Source organism: Sediminibacterium roseum (assembly GCF_009939005.1).
In the GTDB taxonomy this organism is placed as follows: domain Bacteria; phylum Bacteroidota; class Bacteroidia; order Chitinophagales; family Chitinophagaceae; genus Sediminibacterium; species Sediminibacterium roseum.
Window position 1 is genome coordinate 1,201,142 of record NZ_JAACJS010000015.1, and the last position, 17,087, is coordinate 1,218,228.

The following is a 17,087-nucleotide window of genomic DNA, read 5'->3' on the forward strand; positions in this document are numbered from 1 at the left end:
TTGAGCCGTCCTGCTGCCGTCGTCGGGTTCTTGTATCTTTCTTCCTAACTTTAAAAAAAATATTGTTGAAAAAGATACTGCTACTGCTTTTCATTTCATCGGTTGCTTGCCAGATAAATGCACAAGACTCTTCGCACCTGCGCGTGAGTTTGCTAACCTGCGGACAGGGAGATGAATTGTATTCTGTTTTTGGCCATACGGCCATCCGCATCACCGATAGTTCAAAACAAACCGATATTGTTTACAACTACGGCACATTCGATTTCAACGATCCCGACTTCTACGTAAAATTTACACGCGGCACGCTGGATTATATGTTGTCGGCAGAATATTTTCCAGACTTCATGCAGGCATACGTGTACGAAAGAAGAACGGTAACCGAACAGGAATTGTTGTTAACAGGTGAAGAGAAGACGGCGATCCGCGAAGCGCTGAACGCGAACCTGGCCGGCGCGGCGCGTTATTACAAATACATTTTCAACTACGACAACTGCACCACGCGCGTGAGGGACATGCTCATGAAATATGCGGGGCTGAAAGCAGACCGGCAACTCGTTCCCGAAAAAACAACGTTCCGGAACATGCTGCACGAGTACCTCGACAGGGGGGCACAACCCTGGAGCAAACTGGGCATCGACCTGTTGCTGGGCAGCAGGATGGACTGGAAAGTGAACATTGCAGAATCGATGTTCCTGCCCGATTACCTGATGAAGGGGGTTGACAGTTCTGTTCACAGCAAAAACATACTGCGCAGTAAACAGCTCATTCACAACCCGGGTAACGCGCCGCGGAAAAATACCAATATGCCCCTGTATGCATTTACTGCCATAGTGCTGGTTGTGCTTTATATTTCATCGAAGAACAACAGTACGGCAAGAAGCATCACGCGGTTTTTCGATGTTGCATTTTTCCTGCTCACCGGTTTGCTTGGTTGCTTCCTTCTGTTCATGTGGTTTGGCACGGATCACAAAGCCTGTGGCGCCAATTACAACCTTTTGTGGGCATTGCCAACCAACCTCGTTGTTGCTTTTGCGCTGTGGAAAAAACCAAAATGGCTGAAGGGGTATTTATCATGCTGCGTGGCCGTTTATGCATTTACCCTGATCGGATGGTACTTTATTCCGCAACAGATCAACATCGCCGTGCTGCCGATCGTTTTGCTGATGCTGGTACGTAGTTATGCCTTGAGAAAATAACAATCAATCAAAACCTTGCGTAAACACTTTACATACAACCAATCAAAGATTGCCTACAACATAGAAGGGCAGGGCGCGCCGGTAGTACTTGTGCATGGTTTTGGAGAAGACGGATCGGTATGGAAAAAACAGGTTGATTTTTTACGGGAATATTTCACACTCATTGTTCCGGACCTGCCGGGCAGCGGTGGTTCTGATTTACTGGATGCCGATCGGTTTGATTCAAACATGATCGATGTATATGCAGATTGCCTGTATGCATTGCTACAGGAAGAAAAAACAGTCCCCTGCGCCATGCTTGGCCATAGCATGGGAGGATACATCACGCTTGCTTTCGCAGAAAAATACCCGGCTTCGTTGCATCGTTTCGGGCTGGTGCATTCAACTGCGTTTGCGGATGGTGAGGAAAAGAAAAAAAACAGGGAAAAAAGCATTGCGATGATAGAAGAATATGGATCGCTGGCTTTCCTTAAAAATACAACCCCCAACCTGTTTGCAGCAAAGTTCAAAACCGAGCACCCCGAAAGCGTGCAGGCTTTGATCGATGCCGGCGCCTCCTTCTCCAAACAATCGCTCCAGCAGTATACCAGGGCCATGATGCTGCGGCCCGACCGCACGCACGTGCTGTTAAGCAACTCTTTACCGGTGCTGTTCGTAATAGGTACCGAAGATGTGGCAGCGCCACTCGCCGACGTGATAAAACAGGTTTCGCTCCCCAACATTTCGTATATTCATGTGTTACAGGATTCAGGGCACATGGGCATGTGGGAAGCACCGGATTTATTGAACCGGCACCTGTTGTCTTTTCTCAATCATTAATTTCCGGATGCATGAAGAAGTATTTCTTCATAGTGGTGTTTTTTCTGTTATGTATTTCTGCAACGGCGAGACATGTGGCAGGTGGAGAGATCATGTACCAATATGTAGGAGCCGGTACCACACCCGGAACAAGCGTTTACCTGATTACGATGCGATTGTTCAGGGATTGCGAATCGCCCGGCCCGCGCCTGGAATCGGAAGTGATCAATGTTGGCTTTTATTCGAAAGGCGTTTTGGTTACCACACTGTCTTTGCCCAAACCCACCGACGTAACAACACTTTCCCTCAATACATCCAAGTTTCCCTGCCTGGTGGGCGACCCGAGGGTTTGCTACCAGATGGCGGTATCGCAGGCAACGATTGTGCTGCGCGATACGGAAGACGGATACACCGTGGTGCGCCATGGCAAGGACCGCATCGATTACATCAACAATTTATCTCAGGAAACAAGTGTGGGCAGTACGTATGTAACCAAGATACCCGGCACAAATGTGCTCGGCGCCGGCCACAACAGCTCACCGCGTTTTAATGTGCGCGATACGGCGCTGGTTTGTTCAAGCAAAAAATTCGTGCTTGATTTTGGTGCAACGGATGAAGACGGCGATTCACTTTCCTATTCTTTTTGTGAAGGATATGGTTCATCTATCCGGAGCGAGTCGCAGCCACCTTCTACGCTCACGCTCGAAGGTTTGCCGTATGGCGGGGGATTCACGGGCGATATGCCCTTGGGTGCGGGCGTTACCATAGACCCGCGAACGGGGATCATCAGTGGTATTGTGCCGCCCGTGGGCCGCACTACAGCAGGAACACGCGATAAAAATGGTTACGTGGTAAGTGTTTGCATCACGGAATGGCGCAATGGAAAAATAATTTCGGAACACCGCAAAGACTTTATCCTCAAAACACAAAGCTGCGATTTTGTGGAAGCGGATCTTCCTGATAAGATCGTGCAATGCAAAGACACAACGATCGTTCATTTCGAAAACCAATCCACCTCATCTGCCATCACGGGTTATTTGTGGGAATTTGGAGACAAGGCCGGCAGCAGCTCGACCCTGCCGCTGGTTGATTTCAATTATGCAGACACGGGCCGTTTTATGGTGCGGCTCACCGTGCACGGGCCAAAAGGTTGTGTGGGTGTAGACAGTGCGGAAGTGGTGGTGTACCCGGGTTTCAAACCCGGTTTCGGTGTTGCGGGTGCCTGTTATTTTTTGCCGTACCGTTTTATAGACAGCACAACATCAAAATACGGAACGCCCAACAGCTGGCGCTGGAACTTTGGTGATGCGTCTACAACCGCTGATATATCTTCCTTAAAAAATCCGACTTACAAGTACAAAGACCCGGGTACAAAAAACATAGGGCTTGTTGTGTCCGATTCAAAGGGATGTATTGACAGTGTGTACAAGGATTTTGTGGTGCGCGATAAACCCGAGGTGCATCTTCCTTTCAAAGACACATTGATCTGCGCGATCGATACATTGGCGATACCTATGACCGATCCCGGTACGTATTCATGGTCGCCAAACAAGAACATTCTTTTCGGCAATACCGGTACGCCGCTTGTTTTTCCAAAGGATACCACCCGGTACATCGTAACCCTTTCCAACCAGGGATGCACCAATTCTGATACGGTAACCATCAACGTGCTGCAATCGATCACGGTTGAGTTGGGTAAAGATTCTTTGATCTGCAGTACAGATAAAATAGAACTTCATCCCGTCAGCCATGGATTGCAATACCAATGGGCAAGTTCAACGGGCGAAAAACTGCCTCCCGTAAAATATCCCGCCGCGCAACCGCTTGTTGATACAAAATATTATGTAACCGCGAACCTGGGCAAATGCCAGGCAAGGGACACGGTAACGATCCGTTCGGTGCCATACCCAAGTGTTACCGTGGGGCCTGACACCGCCATCTGCATCGGGTCGCGCGCGCAGCTGCACAGCATTGTGAAGGCGGCTTACATCAACTGGACGCCATCGGCAACGCTCGTTGGCTTTACCACGAAAAACCCGGTGGCCGGGCCTTCCAGAACAACAACCTATGTGGCTTATGTGCGGGATACACTGGGTTGCCCGAAGATTGTAAGCGATAGCATCACGGTTATCGTGGCGCCGCCGGTTCACGCATTCGCAGGAAACGATACCACGGCAACGGTTGGGCAGCCCTTGCGCCTGCAGGCAACAGGGGGCGTAACGTATTCCTGGAGCCCGGAATCTTATTTATCGGCTACGAACATCGCAGACCCTACGGCGATCTTTTCAAATGAGGCGGATACGATCCGTTACTATGTGCGTGTTACGGATCAATATGGATGTTTTGCCGATGACGATGTATTGGTAAGGATCTTCAGGACCGGCCCGGATATACTTGTGCCAACAGGCTTCACGCCCAATACGGATGGAAAGAATGATGTGCTTCAGCCGGTCACGATCGGTATTGCGAAGCTGAACTTCTTCCAGGTTTACAACCGTCTGGGGCAACTTCTGTTCAATACAACCGAGTTTGGCAAAGGATGGGATGGCCGTTTTAATGGAGCGGAACAGCCGAGCGGAACTTATGTGTTCCAGGCAAGGGGTGTCGATTACACGGGAAAAGTGGTGTACCGTAAGGGAACGGTGGTGTTGATCAGGTAGTGTATGAAATATTTCCGGTATGATTTCTCAACCTGTTACCAAGCTTTACCTGATCTTGTTCACAGTAAAATGACCGCCAAAGCAGCGATCCTCTCTCTTTTAACCTCATTAAAGTGTTGCAACACCGTTAAATGATCAGATAACTGCCCCAAAAACGGGACTGTTCTCCCAGATAGGTTTATTTTGGCAACGGAACCGAGGTATGAAACGCATTATTTTCCTTTTACTGATCCTTTTCTCTGCTGCTTATTCCTTTGCCGGGCATATTGCGGGTGGTGAAGTGTTCTACAAATACATCGGGCCGGGGGGCACTGCAAATACATCCCGGTACGAGATCTCATTAAGGTTGTTTAGGGAGTGTGACCCGGATCCACCGGCGCCTGGTACCATGACTGCTGATATGCCAGCCAGTGTCATTGTAAATATTTACAACAATTCCAGCCCATCTACCCTTTACGAGTTAGGCATCAATGTAACAAGGGCAAGTTTTAACACGATCCAATTGGGTACGCTCAACCCCTGCATTTCACCGGCGCCCCCAAAACCGATTTGCTACCAGGTGGGTGTTTTTACTTTTACAAGAGACCTTCCCAACAGCGCTGCGGGTTACACCGTAACGTTTCAAACCTGTTGCAGAACGGTGAATATCGTGAACGTTTATTCCAATCCCGCACAAAACGAAGGCGCAACGTATACGGGCAATATCCCGGGCACAACCGCATTACCGGTGGGTGTAAACTCCAGTCCTGTTTTTGCGTTGAAAGATACCACGCTGGTTTGCGCAGGCGGCAAGTTCATTCTGGACTTCGGGGCAAACGATCCCGATGCAGGCGACTCATTGTCGTACAGCCTTTGTTCAGCTTTCGACAGGGGACTCACCATTAATTCTGCTGCTACTTCCAATTACAGTTATCCGCCTTATAACAATGTAGCATACAACGCCGGCTATACAGGTTCCACGCCGCTCGGCGACCTGGCTGTGATCGATCCTGTTACAGGCATTATATCGGGCATAGCCCCTGGAACGCCGGGCAGGTATGTGGTTACGGTTTGTATTACAGAATGGAGAGCGGGAAAGATCATTTCCAATCACCGGAAAGATTTTACGTTGCGTGTCAATTCGTGCACACTCACAGGAGCCGTGTTGAAGCCAACCTACATTAGTTGTACGGGCACCACTCTTTTTTTCGAGAACGAATCAACCAGTTCCAATATCAATTCCTATTTATGGGATTTTGGCGTGGCGGGAATCACAACAGATACATCTACCAACCCCACCCCATCGTATGATTACCTGAAAAGCGGAAAAGACAGCGGCACATTCACCGTTAAACTCAAAGTGGCAACCGTTAACGGATGCGAAGATTCTACAACCGCACTGGTAAAAGTGTATCCCGGTTTTAAAACAGGATTCACCGTTACCGGCTCTTGTCTTCTCAACAATTATATTTTCAAAGACACCTCAACCATCAAATACGGAACGGTAACCAGCCGTCTCTGGAACTTCGGCGATGTTTCTACACTAGCAGACACCGCCCGGGCAAAAGATACCGCATGGAAATATACTTCGCCGGGCACCGTTCAGCTACAACTGGTCGTTGCCAACAACATCGGTTGCATTGATACCATCACCCGGCCATTCACCATACTCGACAGACCCTCTCTCAGCCTTCCGTTCAAAGACACATTGATCTGCAGCATCGATACGCTTATGCTTCGATCGAACATTACATCGGGGTCCGTAGTATGGTCGCCCGCCGGTACCGGCCCCAATGCAACACGAATATTGAACAGGAACACCGCAACACCATTGGTCTATCCCACAGATACCACGAAATATTACGTTACCGTGAGCGACAATGGCTGCACAAACACAGATTCCGTTACGGTAAACGTGCTTCCGTTCATTGCTGTGAAAGCAGGGTTGGATACGGGGGTTTGCCAGACAGACACGTTCAGGCTGCGGCCCGTTAGCCATGCGTTGCAATACCTGTGGACCGCCTCCACCGGCGAAAACGTGGAGGATGTGAAGTACCCGCTTGTTCAGCCGCTTGTAAGCACACGTTATTACGTAACGGCCAACCTCGGGAAATGCCAGGCGGTAGATTCTATGTTTGTAACCGTATCGCCTTACCCGCTCGCTGCCGCGGGCAACGATGTTACGATCTGTTACGGGTCGCGTGTGCAGTTGAACGGATCATCCAACGCAACAAAATATTCATGGACGCCGGCCTCGTCGCTCATCAACCCAAATACATTGAACCCGATTGCGGGCCCAACGAAAACAACCATGTACATTCTCAGCGCCACCAATACGGCCGGCTGTTTGAATGCAAAAACAGATACGGTGATCGTAACGGTTACTCCTCCCATCATTGCCAATGCGGGCAGGGATACGGCGGTGGTTGCAGGACAACCACTGCAACTGGAAGCCACCGGGGGAACCACCTATCTGTGGTCGCCGGCCACCGGCCTGAGCGCCATCAATATTGCAAACCCGATCGCCACGCTCGATAAAACATACGATACCATGGTGTACACGGTGCGCGTGAGCATTGGCGCGTGTTATGCAGAGGACCAGGTAAAAGTGCGGGTATACAAATCGGCGCCGGATATTCTCGTGCCTTCCGGCTTTACACCAAACGGCGATGGAAAAAACGATGTGAGCCGGCCGGTGCTGCTTGGGATATCCAAACTGAATTACTTCAGTATTTACAATCGATGGGGACAACTCGTCTTCACCACCAGCGAACAAAACAAAGGATGGGACGGCAACTTTAACGGCTCGCCGCAACCCAGTGGCACCTATGTGTACATCACATCCGGCGTGGATTTTCTCGGGAACGTGATCTCAAGGAAAGGCACAGTTGTTTTGATACGGTAAGAGGCTGGTGAATGAAAAATATCCGGGACTGATTGTTATTTGCTACGCTTCTGGCCGCATTCAGCGACCGCCACCTGCCGTTTACTATTCACCATATTCCCTACCTTCGCAGCCAACACATTTTTATGGAAAAAATCATTCTGATCACCGGCGCCACTTCCGGTTTTGGAAAAGCGATCGCTGAAAAATTTGCGGCCGGGGGATGGAACTGTATCATCACGGGGAGAAGGGAAGACAGGCTTTCGGCTTTGGCAAAAGAACTGGAATCGGCACACGCGATCAAAACGCTTCCATTGGTATTTGATGTTCAGAAACGGGATGAAGTATTCGCCGCCATCACACAGATCCCTGGAGAATGGCAGTCGATTGATGTGCTTGTAAACAATGCAGGACTCGCCTTGGGGAGAGACAGTTTCGAAAACGCCAGCCTCGACGACTGGGATACCATGGTCGACACCAACCTGAAAGGGATCATGTATGTTACCAAGGCTGTGCTGCCTTTTATGATCGCGAGAAAAAAAGGGCATGTGATCAACATCGGTTCTACTGCGGGAAAAGAAGTTTACAAAGATGGCAATGGCTATTGCGCAACAAAATTTGCAGTGGGTGCACTGAGCAAATCGATGCGCATAGATCTTTTGCAACATGCGATCAAGGTAACCACGATCAATCCCGGGGCGGCAGAAACAGAATTTTCAATCGTTCGTTTCAAAGGAGATGAAGGAAAGGCAAAACAGGTTTACGATGGTTTTGTTCCTTTGTATGCAGATGATGTTGCAGGTGTGACCTACTATTGCGCAACACTTCCGCCCAACGTTTGCATCAATGATCTTACCGTAACCTGTACGGCGCAGGCCGATTCAATTTATTTTCACAAATAAAAACAATACACCAAAACTATGTTCAGCTCCATCCGGCATTTCAGCGACATCTGGGAATCAGAAACGGCATCAACACTTGCGTGTCTTAACAACCTGACAGATGAAAGTCTTACGAAAGAATATGTGAATGATTACAGAACGATCGATCGCCTGGCCAACCACATCGTAGATTGTGCCGCCGGTATTCCGCACGAAGCAGGATTGCCTGTTGCGGGTTATGAAAAAATAAAATTTCATACCGTACACGAGCTGGTAGAGGCCTACAAAAAAAATACGGCCGCAGTAACAGCCGCACTCACACAGTGGAACGACGATACCCTGCAGGAAGAAACGCCGATGTACGGAGAAAGCTGGAAGAAAGGGTTTGCTCTTTGGGTAACAGTAGTGCACCAGATCCATCACCGCGGCCAGCTCACTGTTTTGATGCGCGCCGCAGGATTAAAAGTACCCGGCATTTACGGCCCCTCAAAAGAAGAATGGGAAGCGATGACGTTCTTACCACAGGCAGATTAGAGATATAAACCTGTACATTTATAAACAAGAAGCGGATCGGTAAGATTCGCTTCTTGTTTATTAGGGATTTGCTATTTCCCAAGATGTAAGAAACAATCTTACTATTCAGATCGTAATTTTTCAAACTCAGCAACGATCTCATTCACCACATCGGCGGCGGGTTTTATTTCATGGATAAGTGCGCTCACTTGTCCTATCTCGAGTTCACCTTCGGCCAGATCGCCTTCGAACATGCCTTTTTTGGCGCGGGCGCGGCCGAGCAATTGACGGAGCTCTTCTTCGGTAGCGCCACGCAATTCTGCATCGCGAACCTCGGTAGCAAAATGATTTTTGAGAAGACGTACGGGCATTAATTTTTTCATACTGAGTTGCGTGTCTCCTTCGCCTGCTTCTACTACCGCCTGTTTGAATGCCATATGCGAAGATGCTTCCGGTGTGCAAACAAAACGGCTCCCGATCTGAACGCCATCTGCGCCCAGTACCATCGCTGCAAGCATTTGCCTGCCGGTGGCAATGCCGCCTGCGGCAATTACGGGTATCTTAACGGCTTCTTTTACCACCGGCACCAATACCATCGTAGTCGTTTCTTCACGGCCGTTATGGCCGCCGGCTTCAAAGCCTTCGGCAACCACCGCATCGCAACCGGCTTCTTCAGCCTTTAGTGCAAATTTGCTGCTGCTTACCACGTGCACAACGGTGATGCCATTTTCTTTCAGGTATGCGGTCCATGTTTTGGGATTACCCGCGCTTGTAAAAACAACAGGTACTTTTTCGTCGATGATGATATCGATCAGTTCTTTCACATCAGGATACATCAAAGGAATATTCACGCCGAAGGGTTTGGCGGTAGCCGCTTTACACTGCCGGATGTGTTCGCGCAATACAGGCGGGTACATGCTTCCGGCGCCGAGCAGGCCCAGTGCGCCGGCATTGCTCACTGCACTGGCAAGTTTCCATCCACTCGCCCAGATCATTCCCGCCTGTACGATCGGGTACTGTACCTGGAACAAGGTTGTGATCCGGTTAGAGGTATTCATGTGTGCAATTTAAAAAATCAATATTTAATTGGTAACTTTATTAAAACTTGCGCAATGGCAAAACACCAAATACAGGCAGCGGGGAGCGGGATTGCGCAGGGAAAACCGGCCGAACCGGAGGTAGTTTATGAGAACGAACTGAGTGCCGGACAATGGATCGAATTAAAAAAACGGATTGCCGACCACGAAGCAGGAACAGCAGCGACAACCACGATAGAACAACTCGAAGAAAGGCTAAGGAAAAGGCGAAGTGAGCTAAGACTAAGACCCCATTAACCGAAATCTATCTCTGTATTATCCCCAATATTAAGGCTTCGGCTCAACCCTCTCACCGAAGCATCGCTGCCGATCAGGGAATTGTCGAGCACCACTTCATACAAAGTAGTATAGGACCCGATGATGCTGTCTCTTACGATTGAATGTTTGATAGACGTATTGGCGCCAATGGCCACATGCGGCCCGATGATCGCATTCGAGATATCACAGCCCGGCGCTATGCTGACGGGCGGAATGATGATGGTGTCTTTGTAACAGTGATTGCCTTCTGTATTGCCCCCGAATTTTTTCAGTAGGGTGGCGTTGCTCTCCAGCAGGGTTTCTTTCTTGCCGCAATCAAACCAGTTCTTCACTTTGAACGCCTGGAACTTGGCGCCGCGTTTGATCATGCAGTCGAGCGCATCGGTAAGATTGTATTCGCCAAAAGTGCGGATGTCCTGCGCAAAAAGATGGTGCAGGCACTCGAAAAGGAAATGCGTTTCCTTGATCTTATACAACCCCACAAGCGCCATATTGCTTTTGGGTATCGCCGGTTTCTCCACCACCTGCTCTATAAACCCGTCTTCGCCGACAGACGCCACACCAAAATTTCTTGGATCATCCACTTTCTTGATGCCAAGCATACTGTATTCGCTGTTCACCACTTCCTTTACATCGTACTCGCAAATGGTATCGCCCAATGCCACAAACACTTCGTCGTTGCCCACAATGTTCCGGGTAAGCTCTATCGCGTGGCCCGTTCCCTGTCTTTCGTTCTGGAAAACGAAATGAGTGGTCAGGTCGGGGTAATTTTCCTTTACATAATCCTGGATCTTTTCGCCCAGGTATCCTACGATAAAAATAAATTCCTGTATACCGGCATCGCGCAACTGGTCAACAATAAAACTCAGGATGGTCTTTCCTGCGATCGGTATCAGGGCCTTCGGTTGGGTATAGGTATGCGGTCTTAATTTGGTACCGGCTCCGGCAACGGGGATGATCGCTTTCATGGGGGTTCCATTTATGTTTGAAAACAGTGCACTGCCATACCTCACATACACCATCATGTATGCCAGACACATTCTCAGGAGGCGCAAAATAGGGAAAAAACAGCTATCCGCTGCCAGCTCCGGGCCGCGGGTTGCCTGCCAAACGCCGTTCCATCCCTTTTTATCGGTTTTTTCCACAAAAAAAGACCCTTCGGCACATAGGTCGCAGCGCACAGCTATCTTTGCGGCAAAACAACAAGCTAATGCAAAGAGATACCCTGGTATTCGACCTGATCAAACAGGAACTGGAAAGACAACGTCATGGCATTGAACTGATCGCTTCTGAAAATTTTACCAGCCTGCAGGTGATCCAGGCCATGGGCAGCGTACTCACCAACAAATACGCCGAAGGGTATCCCGGCCGCCGCTATTATGCGGGCTGCGAAATTGTTGACCAGACAGAACAGCTGGCCATCGACCGCCTCAAACAGATCTTCAACATAGAATATGCCAACGTTCAGCCGCACAGCGGGGCGCAGGCCAATGCCGCCGTTGCGCTGGCGGTACTGCAACCGGGCGACCCCATCCTGGGGCTCGATCTCAGCATGGGCGGCCACCTCACACACGGCTCTGCCGTTAACTACAGCGGCAAACTGTACCAACCCAATTTTTACGGCGTTACCCGCGAAGAAGGAAGGGTTGACTACGAAATGCTCGAGGCAAAAGCAAGAGAGGTAAAACCGAAAATGATCATCTGTGGCGCGAGTGCATACAGCCGCGACTGGGACTACGAACGCATCCGCAAAGTGGCCGACGAGGTAGGCGCCCTGGTGATGGCGGATATAGCGCACCCGGCAGGACTGATCGCCAAGAACTTGTTGAACGATCCTTTCGATCATTGTCATTTTGTAACATCCACCACGCACAAAACATTACGCGGGCCACGCGGCGGCATCATCATGATGCGCAAGGATTTTGAAAATCCGTTTGGATTGAAAGATGTGAAAGGGAACATACGCATGATGAGCAACCTGCTCGATATGGCCGTTTTCCCGGGTATCCAGGGTGGGCCGCTGGAACATGTGATCGCCGCAAAAGCAGTAGCCTTCGGTGAAATATTGACCGATGCCTATACCGATTACGCCAACCAGGTAATCAAAAACTCACAGGCGCTTGCAAAAGCGCTTGTTGCCAAAGAATACCAGATCATCAGCGGCGGAACAGACAACCATCTTGTGCTGATCGACCTTCGCAACAAAAACATCAGCGGCAAAAAAGCAGAACAGGCATTGGTAATGGCCGATATCACCGCAAACAAAAACATGGTTCCGTACGACGACAAAAGCGCGTTCGTAACATCAGGCATCCGTCTTGGCGTACCGGCCATTACAACAAGGGGCATGAAAGAAGAACACATGCAGTTTGTTGTAAACGCGATAGACCAGGTGTTGATGAATGCGGATGACACAAACATCATCGCCCAGGTAAAAAAAGATGTGAACGATTTTATGACCCAGTTCGCTTTGTATCCTGAACTGGGCTAGCATGATTATTGTTGGTTTTACAAACAGCAACTAAATTTTTCTTATGATACAACGTTTACAATCACTGTGGCTGCTGCTCGCATCACTGTGCGCATTCATGACCCTGAAGTTGCCCTTTTTCAGCGGCAACATTCTTGTGAACAATGCAAAAGTGTTCAGTCAATTCACTGCGATGAGTTATATGCTGCTCATGATCCTTACGGTCATCGTTGCAGCGGGCTCGCTCGTAACCATATTTCTTTACAAGAACAGGGGACTTCAATGGAAGGTTGCGCTTGTGCTTTTCGTATTCTCCCTTCTCAATATTATCATGTTCTATGTAGCTAAGGGCGCCTATGTGGCTGGAGAATGGACGTACAACCTTTCCTGCCTGATTGCCATCGCCATCCCCATATTCCTGCTGATGGCAGCGCGCGCGATCTACAAAGATGAGAAGCTTGTGAAAAGCGTTGACCGTTTGCGATAGTGCCTGCAGGCGGGATCAATAGCAAACAATAAGGCCGATGATATTCATCGGCCTTATTGTTTGCTATTAAATGTTTACGGGCTGGATGCTTAAAGAAATTTCCCGGTATAACTCTCCTTCACTTTCTTCAACCCGGCAGGCACACCTGCATACACCAAGGTTCCGCCCGCATCGCCGGCTTCGGGGCCGAGATCGATGATCCAGTCGGCCGATTTGATCACATCCGTATTGTGTTCGATCACGATAAGTGAATGCCCTTGTTCTATCAAGGCATTGAAGGAAGCAAGCAGTTTTTTGATGTCGTGAAAATGCAGTCCCGTTGTTGGTTCATCGAACACAAACAGCATATGGCCTATTCCTTTTCCCTTACCGAGGAAACTCGCCAGTTTTACGCGTTGTGCCTCTCCGCCGCTAAGCGTATCGCTGCTTTGGCCGAGTTTGATGTAGCCAAGGCCAACATCCTGCAACGGCTGAATGGCATTGCGTATCTGTTTTTCATCGGCAAAGAATTCGATCGCCTCATCCACGCTCATATCCAGTACATCAAACACGCTTTTGTTCTTGTAATGAACCTCCAGCACTTCTTCTTTGAAACGTTTGCCGCCGCACGATTCGCACGTGAGATGTACATCCGCCAAAAACTGCATTTCAACAATCTGCTCGCCCTCACCCTTGCAGGTATCGCAACGGCCGCCATCTACGTTAAAAGAAAAATGCTTGGGCTGGAACCCGCGTGTTTTTGCGAGGTTTTGCTTTGCATACAATTCACGTATCGCGTCATAGGCTTTGATATAGGTTACAGGATTGCTTCGCGATGATTTACCGATCGGGTTCTGGTCTACCATCTCCACCTGCGAAATATAATCGATATCGCCACTGATGTTTTTATGCAACCCCACCTTTTCCGAAAACTCTCCTTTTAGCTTCTGCAGGGCAGGAACCAGGATCTGTTTGATCAAGGTTGTCTTACCGCTTCCACTTACCCCGCTCACCACGCAAAGGGTATTCAACGGAAACTCAACCGTAATGTCTTTCAGGTTGTTCTGCCTCGCATTTTCCACCTTGATGCTGCGCGTCCATTTACGCACGTGTTTTGGTGCGTCTATGCTGAGTTTGCCGGTGAGGTATTTCCCGGTAAGACTGTCTTTGTCTGCAACGATCTCATCATAATTACCCATCGCCACCACTTCCCCGCCAAGATGCGAAGCAAGCGGGCCCATATCGATGATGTAATCCGCTTCGCGCATCATCATCTCATCGTGTTCAACCACTACCACGGTATTACCCAGGTCGCGCAGCGATTTCAATACGCCTATCAGGCGCACCGTATCGCGCGAATGCAAACCGATGGAGGGTTCATCGAGTATGTACAGCGAATTGGTGAGGTTGCTCCCCAGGCTCCGCGTAAGCTGTATGCGCTGGCTCTCGCCGCCGCTCAGTGAGTTGGCGAGGCGGTTGAGTGTAAGATAGCCGAGCCCAACATCGATCAGTGTCTGCAAACGTTGGTGCACTTCTATCAAAATTCTTTTGGCTACCTGCTTATCGTGCTCAGACAACTGCAGTTTATCAAACCATGTTTTCAGATCCCTCACCGGCAGTTCGCACAATTCGCCGATGTGTTTGCCCGCCACTTTTACATACAAAGCTTCTTTGCGCAAACGATATCCCTCACAATCCGGGCAGTTGGTGCGGCCGCGGTACCTGCTCAGCAAAACACGGTATTGTACCTTGTACAGGTTCTGCTCCACTTCTTTGAAAAAATCGTTGATGCCCTGGGCATTGCCCGCACCCTCCCACAATTGTTTGTATTGTTCTCTTGTAAGATCGATGACCGGCTTGTGGATCGGGAAGCCAGATTTGCCCGCACTCTTCACAAACTGCTCGCGCCACCAGCCCAGCTTCTCGCCTTTCCAGGGCGCAACGGCGCCTTCGTAAACACTCAAACGTTTATCGGGAATAACAAGATCGGCATCTATACCCAGTACCTGGCTGAAGCCCTCGCAGGTAGGACAGGCGCCATATGGATTGTTGAACGAAAAAAGATTCGGTACCGGCTCTTCGAACACGATCCCGTCCAGCTCAAACTTGTTGCTGAAGTGAAGCATCTTTTTATTATCCACCTCAACATTCATTTCTCCTTCGCCCTCGTAAAAAGCAGTGCCGATGGAATCTGACAAACGATGGATATCGTCTTCGTCAAATTCTTTGGCAACGATGCGGTCTACCAAAACGTACGCCGATGTTGAACCGCCACCTGTTTTCTTTTTCAGTTCTTTATCCGGTAACTCGAGCAGCTCTTCTATTCTTGCGATCTCGGAAGCCGATTCACCATTGCCGGCCGGCGCTTCACGCAGGTACATACGCGTAAAACCTTTTTGCAACAAAATATTCAGTTCTTCGCGCGCATCGCGTTTGGCGTGTTGTTTAAACGGAACGATGATCACCACTTTTGTACCGTGCGGCATTTGCTGGATGGCACTCATCACATCAGCCACATCGTCTTTCTTCACTTCCTTTCCGCTAACGGGCGAGATGGTTTTACCGGCGCGTGCAAAAAGAAGGCGCAGGTAATCGTAGATCTCCGTCATACTGCCCACCGTACTGCGTGGCGTTCGCGTGATCACTTTTTGTTCGATGGCGATCGCGGGACAAAGCCCCTTGATGTAATCAACATCGGGCTTCACCATACGCGCCATGAACTGCCTGGCATAGGCGCTCAAACTTTCGGCGTAGCGGCGTTGCCCTTCCGCAAACAATGTATCAATGGTAAGCGAAGATTTTCCACTACCGGAAACACCTGTAACCACGATGAGTTTGTTGCGCGGAAAACTTACCGTAACATTTTTAAGATTGTGCGTGCGCGCACCTTTTACCAGAATATCGCCTGTATCGCCTGTTGTTTTTTCGAGCCTGGGGGCCTTTGTTTTTGTTGCCATATGCATCCCAAATGTAAACAGAATTATTCGCTAATAACATTAGTAAATACTAAATTTTTTATCTTTTTTAAAGTGTTCATACCCAACCGGCTACAAAGCCCGAACCGCCTGAAAATGTGTATAACCTTCCCCCCCGAAAATCATCTTTTCCACAAACCTTACCAGATATGAAAAGATGTATAATTTGTCGTTGAAAGATAATGAGTTAGTCCAGGAGCACTCAATAAAAAGTTGCCGATATCCTGGATTTGTACCACCCGACTCAAAAATGAATCTATGAGAACATTGGACCAGGCGTCTGATACGGAACTGATACGGGCCTTTCAGGATGGCGATGCCGCTGCCTTTGAAACCCTGATCTACCGGTATAAGGATAAAATATTCTCCTCCATTCTTTTCTTTGTAAAGGACAGCTACCTTGCCGAGGACCTGTTCCAGGACGTGTTCATCAAGATCATCGACACGTTGAAAAACAAACGTTATACCGAAGAAGGCAAATTCCTTCCCTGGGCGCTTCGCATCTCGCACAATCTCTGTGTTGATTATTTCAGGAAAGTAAAAAGAACGCCCGCCATCCGCACGAGCGACAACAAAGATATTTTTGAGATCCTGCAGATATCGGAAGAGGGGCCAGACAGTAAGATCATGCAGGGACAAAGCCACGAACGCGTTCGCCGCATGCTCGATCTCCTGCCTGAAGAGCAGCGCGAGATCATTGTGCTCAGGCATTTTGCCAACATGAGTTTCAAAGAGATCGCTACCATTACCAACTGCAGCATCAACACGGCTTTGGGGCGTATGCGTTATGGATTGATCAACCTCAGGAAAATGATGATTGAAAAGCAGATCGCTTTGTAAGCGGCCAGCTCCGGATAAATTTAAATGACAAAGCCCCTGGATGCAGGGGCTTTGTCATTTATCGAAATCG

Annotated in this window: 13 protein-coding genes; 10 read left to right on the top strand and 3 right to left on the bottom strand. The window is 49.2% G+C overall.

Features of this window, described 5'->3' with window-relative positions; genetic code table 11:
- Positions 1–65 precede the first annotated feature (65 nt).
- The 6 genes from GWC95_RS16450 (at position 66) to GWC95_RS16475 (ending at position 8,932) form a co-directional block, all read left to right on the top strand.
- Entirely contained in the window at positions 66–1,196 is a 1,131-nt protein-coding gene (locus GWC95_RS16450; RefSeq protein ID WP_161819806.1) for a lipoprotein N-acyltransferase Lnb domain-containing protein, read from the top strand.
- Between the two features lie 15 nt (positions 1,197–1,211).
- A complete protein-coding gene (locus tag GWC95_RS16455) occupies positions 1,212–2,015 on the top strand; it encodes an alpha/beta fold hydrolase (protein ID WP_161819807.1) in 804 nt (267 codons plus the stop codon).
- An 11-nt stretch (positions 2,016–2,026) separates the two neighbouring features.
- Positions 2,027–4,654 carry a PKD domain-containing protein gene (locus GWC95_RS16460; protein WP_161819808.1) on the top strand — a complete coding sequence of 876 codons (2,628 nt, stop codon included), beginning with the start codon at positions 2,027–2,029 and terminating at the stop codon, positions 4,652–4,654.
- Between the two features lie 202 nt (positions 4,655–4,856).
- Positions 4,857–7,538: a T9SS type B sorting domain-containing protein gene (locus tag GWC95_RS16465; RefSeq protein ID WP_161819809.1), complete on the top strand. Its 2,682-nt coding sequence runs from the start codon at positions 4,857–4,859 to the stop codon at positions 7,536–7,538.
- Positions 7,539–7,663: 125 nt separating this feature from the next.
- Positions 7,664–8,419, top strand: a complete 756-nt coding sequence (locus GWC95_RS16470) for an SDR family NAD(P)-dependent oxidoreductase (protein WP_161819810.1) — start codon at positions 7,664–7,666, stop codon at positions 8,417–8,419.
- 18 nt (positions 8,420–8,437) lie between these two features.
- Positions 8,438–8,932 carry a DinB family protein gene (locus tag GWC95_RS16475; RefSeq protein WP_161819811.1) on the top strand — a complete coding sequence of 165 codons (495 nt, stop codon included), beginning with the start codon at positions 8,438–8,440 and terminating at the stop codon, positions 8,930–8,932.
- Between the two features lie 101 nt (positions 8,933–9,033).
- On the opposite strand, the gene GWC95_RS16480 is transcribed toward GWC95_RS16475, so the two are convergent.
- Positions 9,034–9,969: an NAD(P)H-dependent flavin oxidoreductase gene (locus tag GWC95_RS16480; RefSeq protein ID WP_161819812.1), complete on the bottom strand. Its 936-nt coding sequence runs from the start codon at positions 9,967–9,969 to the stop codon at positions 9,034–9,036.
- 54 nt (positions 9,970–10,023) lie between these two features.
- On the opposite strand from GWC95_RS16480, the gene GWC95_RS16485 reads away from it, so the two are divergent.
- Positions 10,024–10,245: a hypothetical protein gene (locus tag GWC95_RS16485; protein ID WP_161819813.1), complete on the top strand. Its 222-nt coding sequence runs from the start codon at positions 10,024–10,026 to the stop codon at positions 10,243–10,245.
- Here GWC95_RS16485 and GWC95_RS16490 read toward each other — a convergent pair.
- On the bottom strand, positions 10,242–11,234 hold the full coding sequence (locus tag GWC95_RS16490; RefSeq protein WP_161819814.1) for a sugar phosphate nucleotidyltransferase: 993 nt from the start codon (positions 11,232–11,234) through the stop codon (positions 10,242–10,244). The genes GWC95_RS16485 and GWC95_RS16490 overlap by 4 nt on opposite strands.
- A gap of 242 nt (positions 11,235–11,476) precedes the next feature.
- Here GWC95_RS16490 and GWC95_RS16495 point away from each other — a divergent pair, with 242 nt between their 5' ends.
- Positions 11,477–12,757, top strand: a complete 1,281-nt coding sequence (locus tag GWC95_RS16495; RefSeq protein WP_161819815.1) for a serine hydroxymethyltransferase — start codon at positions 11,477–11,479, stop codon at positions 12,755–12,757.
- Positions 12,758–12,800: 43 nt separating this feature from the next.
- Complete coding sequence (locus tag GWC95_RS16500; protein WP_161819816.1) at positions 12,801–13,223, top strand: DUF4293 domain-containing protein; 423 nt, start codon at positions 12,801–12,803, stop codon at positions 13,221–13,223.
- An 89-nt stretch (positions 13,224–13,312) separates the two neighbouring features.
- Here GWC95_RS16500 and uvrA read toward each other — a convergent pair whose 3' ends face one another.
- Positions 13,313–16,159 (bottom strand): excinuclease ABC subunit UvrA, encoded by a 2,847-nt coding sequence (gene uvrA, locus GWC95_RS16505; protein WP_161819817.1) that lies wholly within the window; start codon positions 16,157–16,159, stop codon positions 13,313–13,315.
- 276 nt (positions 16,160–16,435) lie between these two features.
- Here uvrA and GWC95_RS16510 point away from each other — a divergent pair, with 276 nt between their 5' ends.
- Entirely contained in the window at positions 16,436–17,017 is a 582-nt protein-coding gene (locus tag GWC95_RS16510) for an RNA polymerase sigma factor (RefSeq protein WP_161819818.1), read from the top strand.
- Positions 17,018–17,087 lie beyond the last annotated feature (70 nt).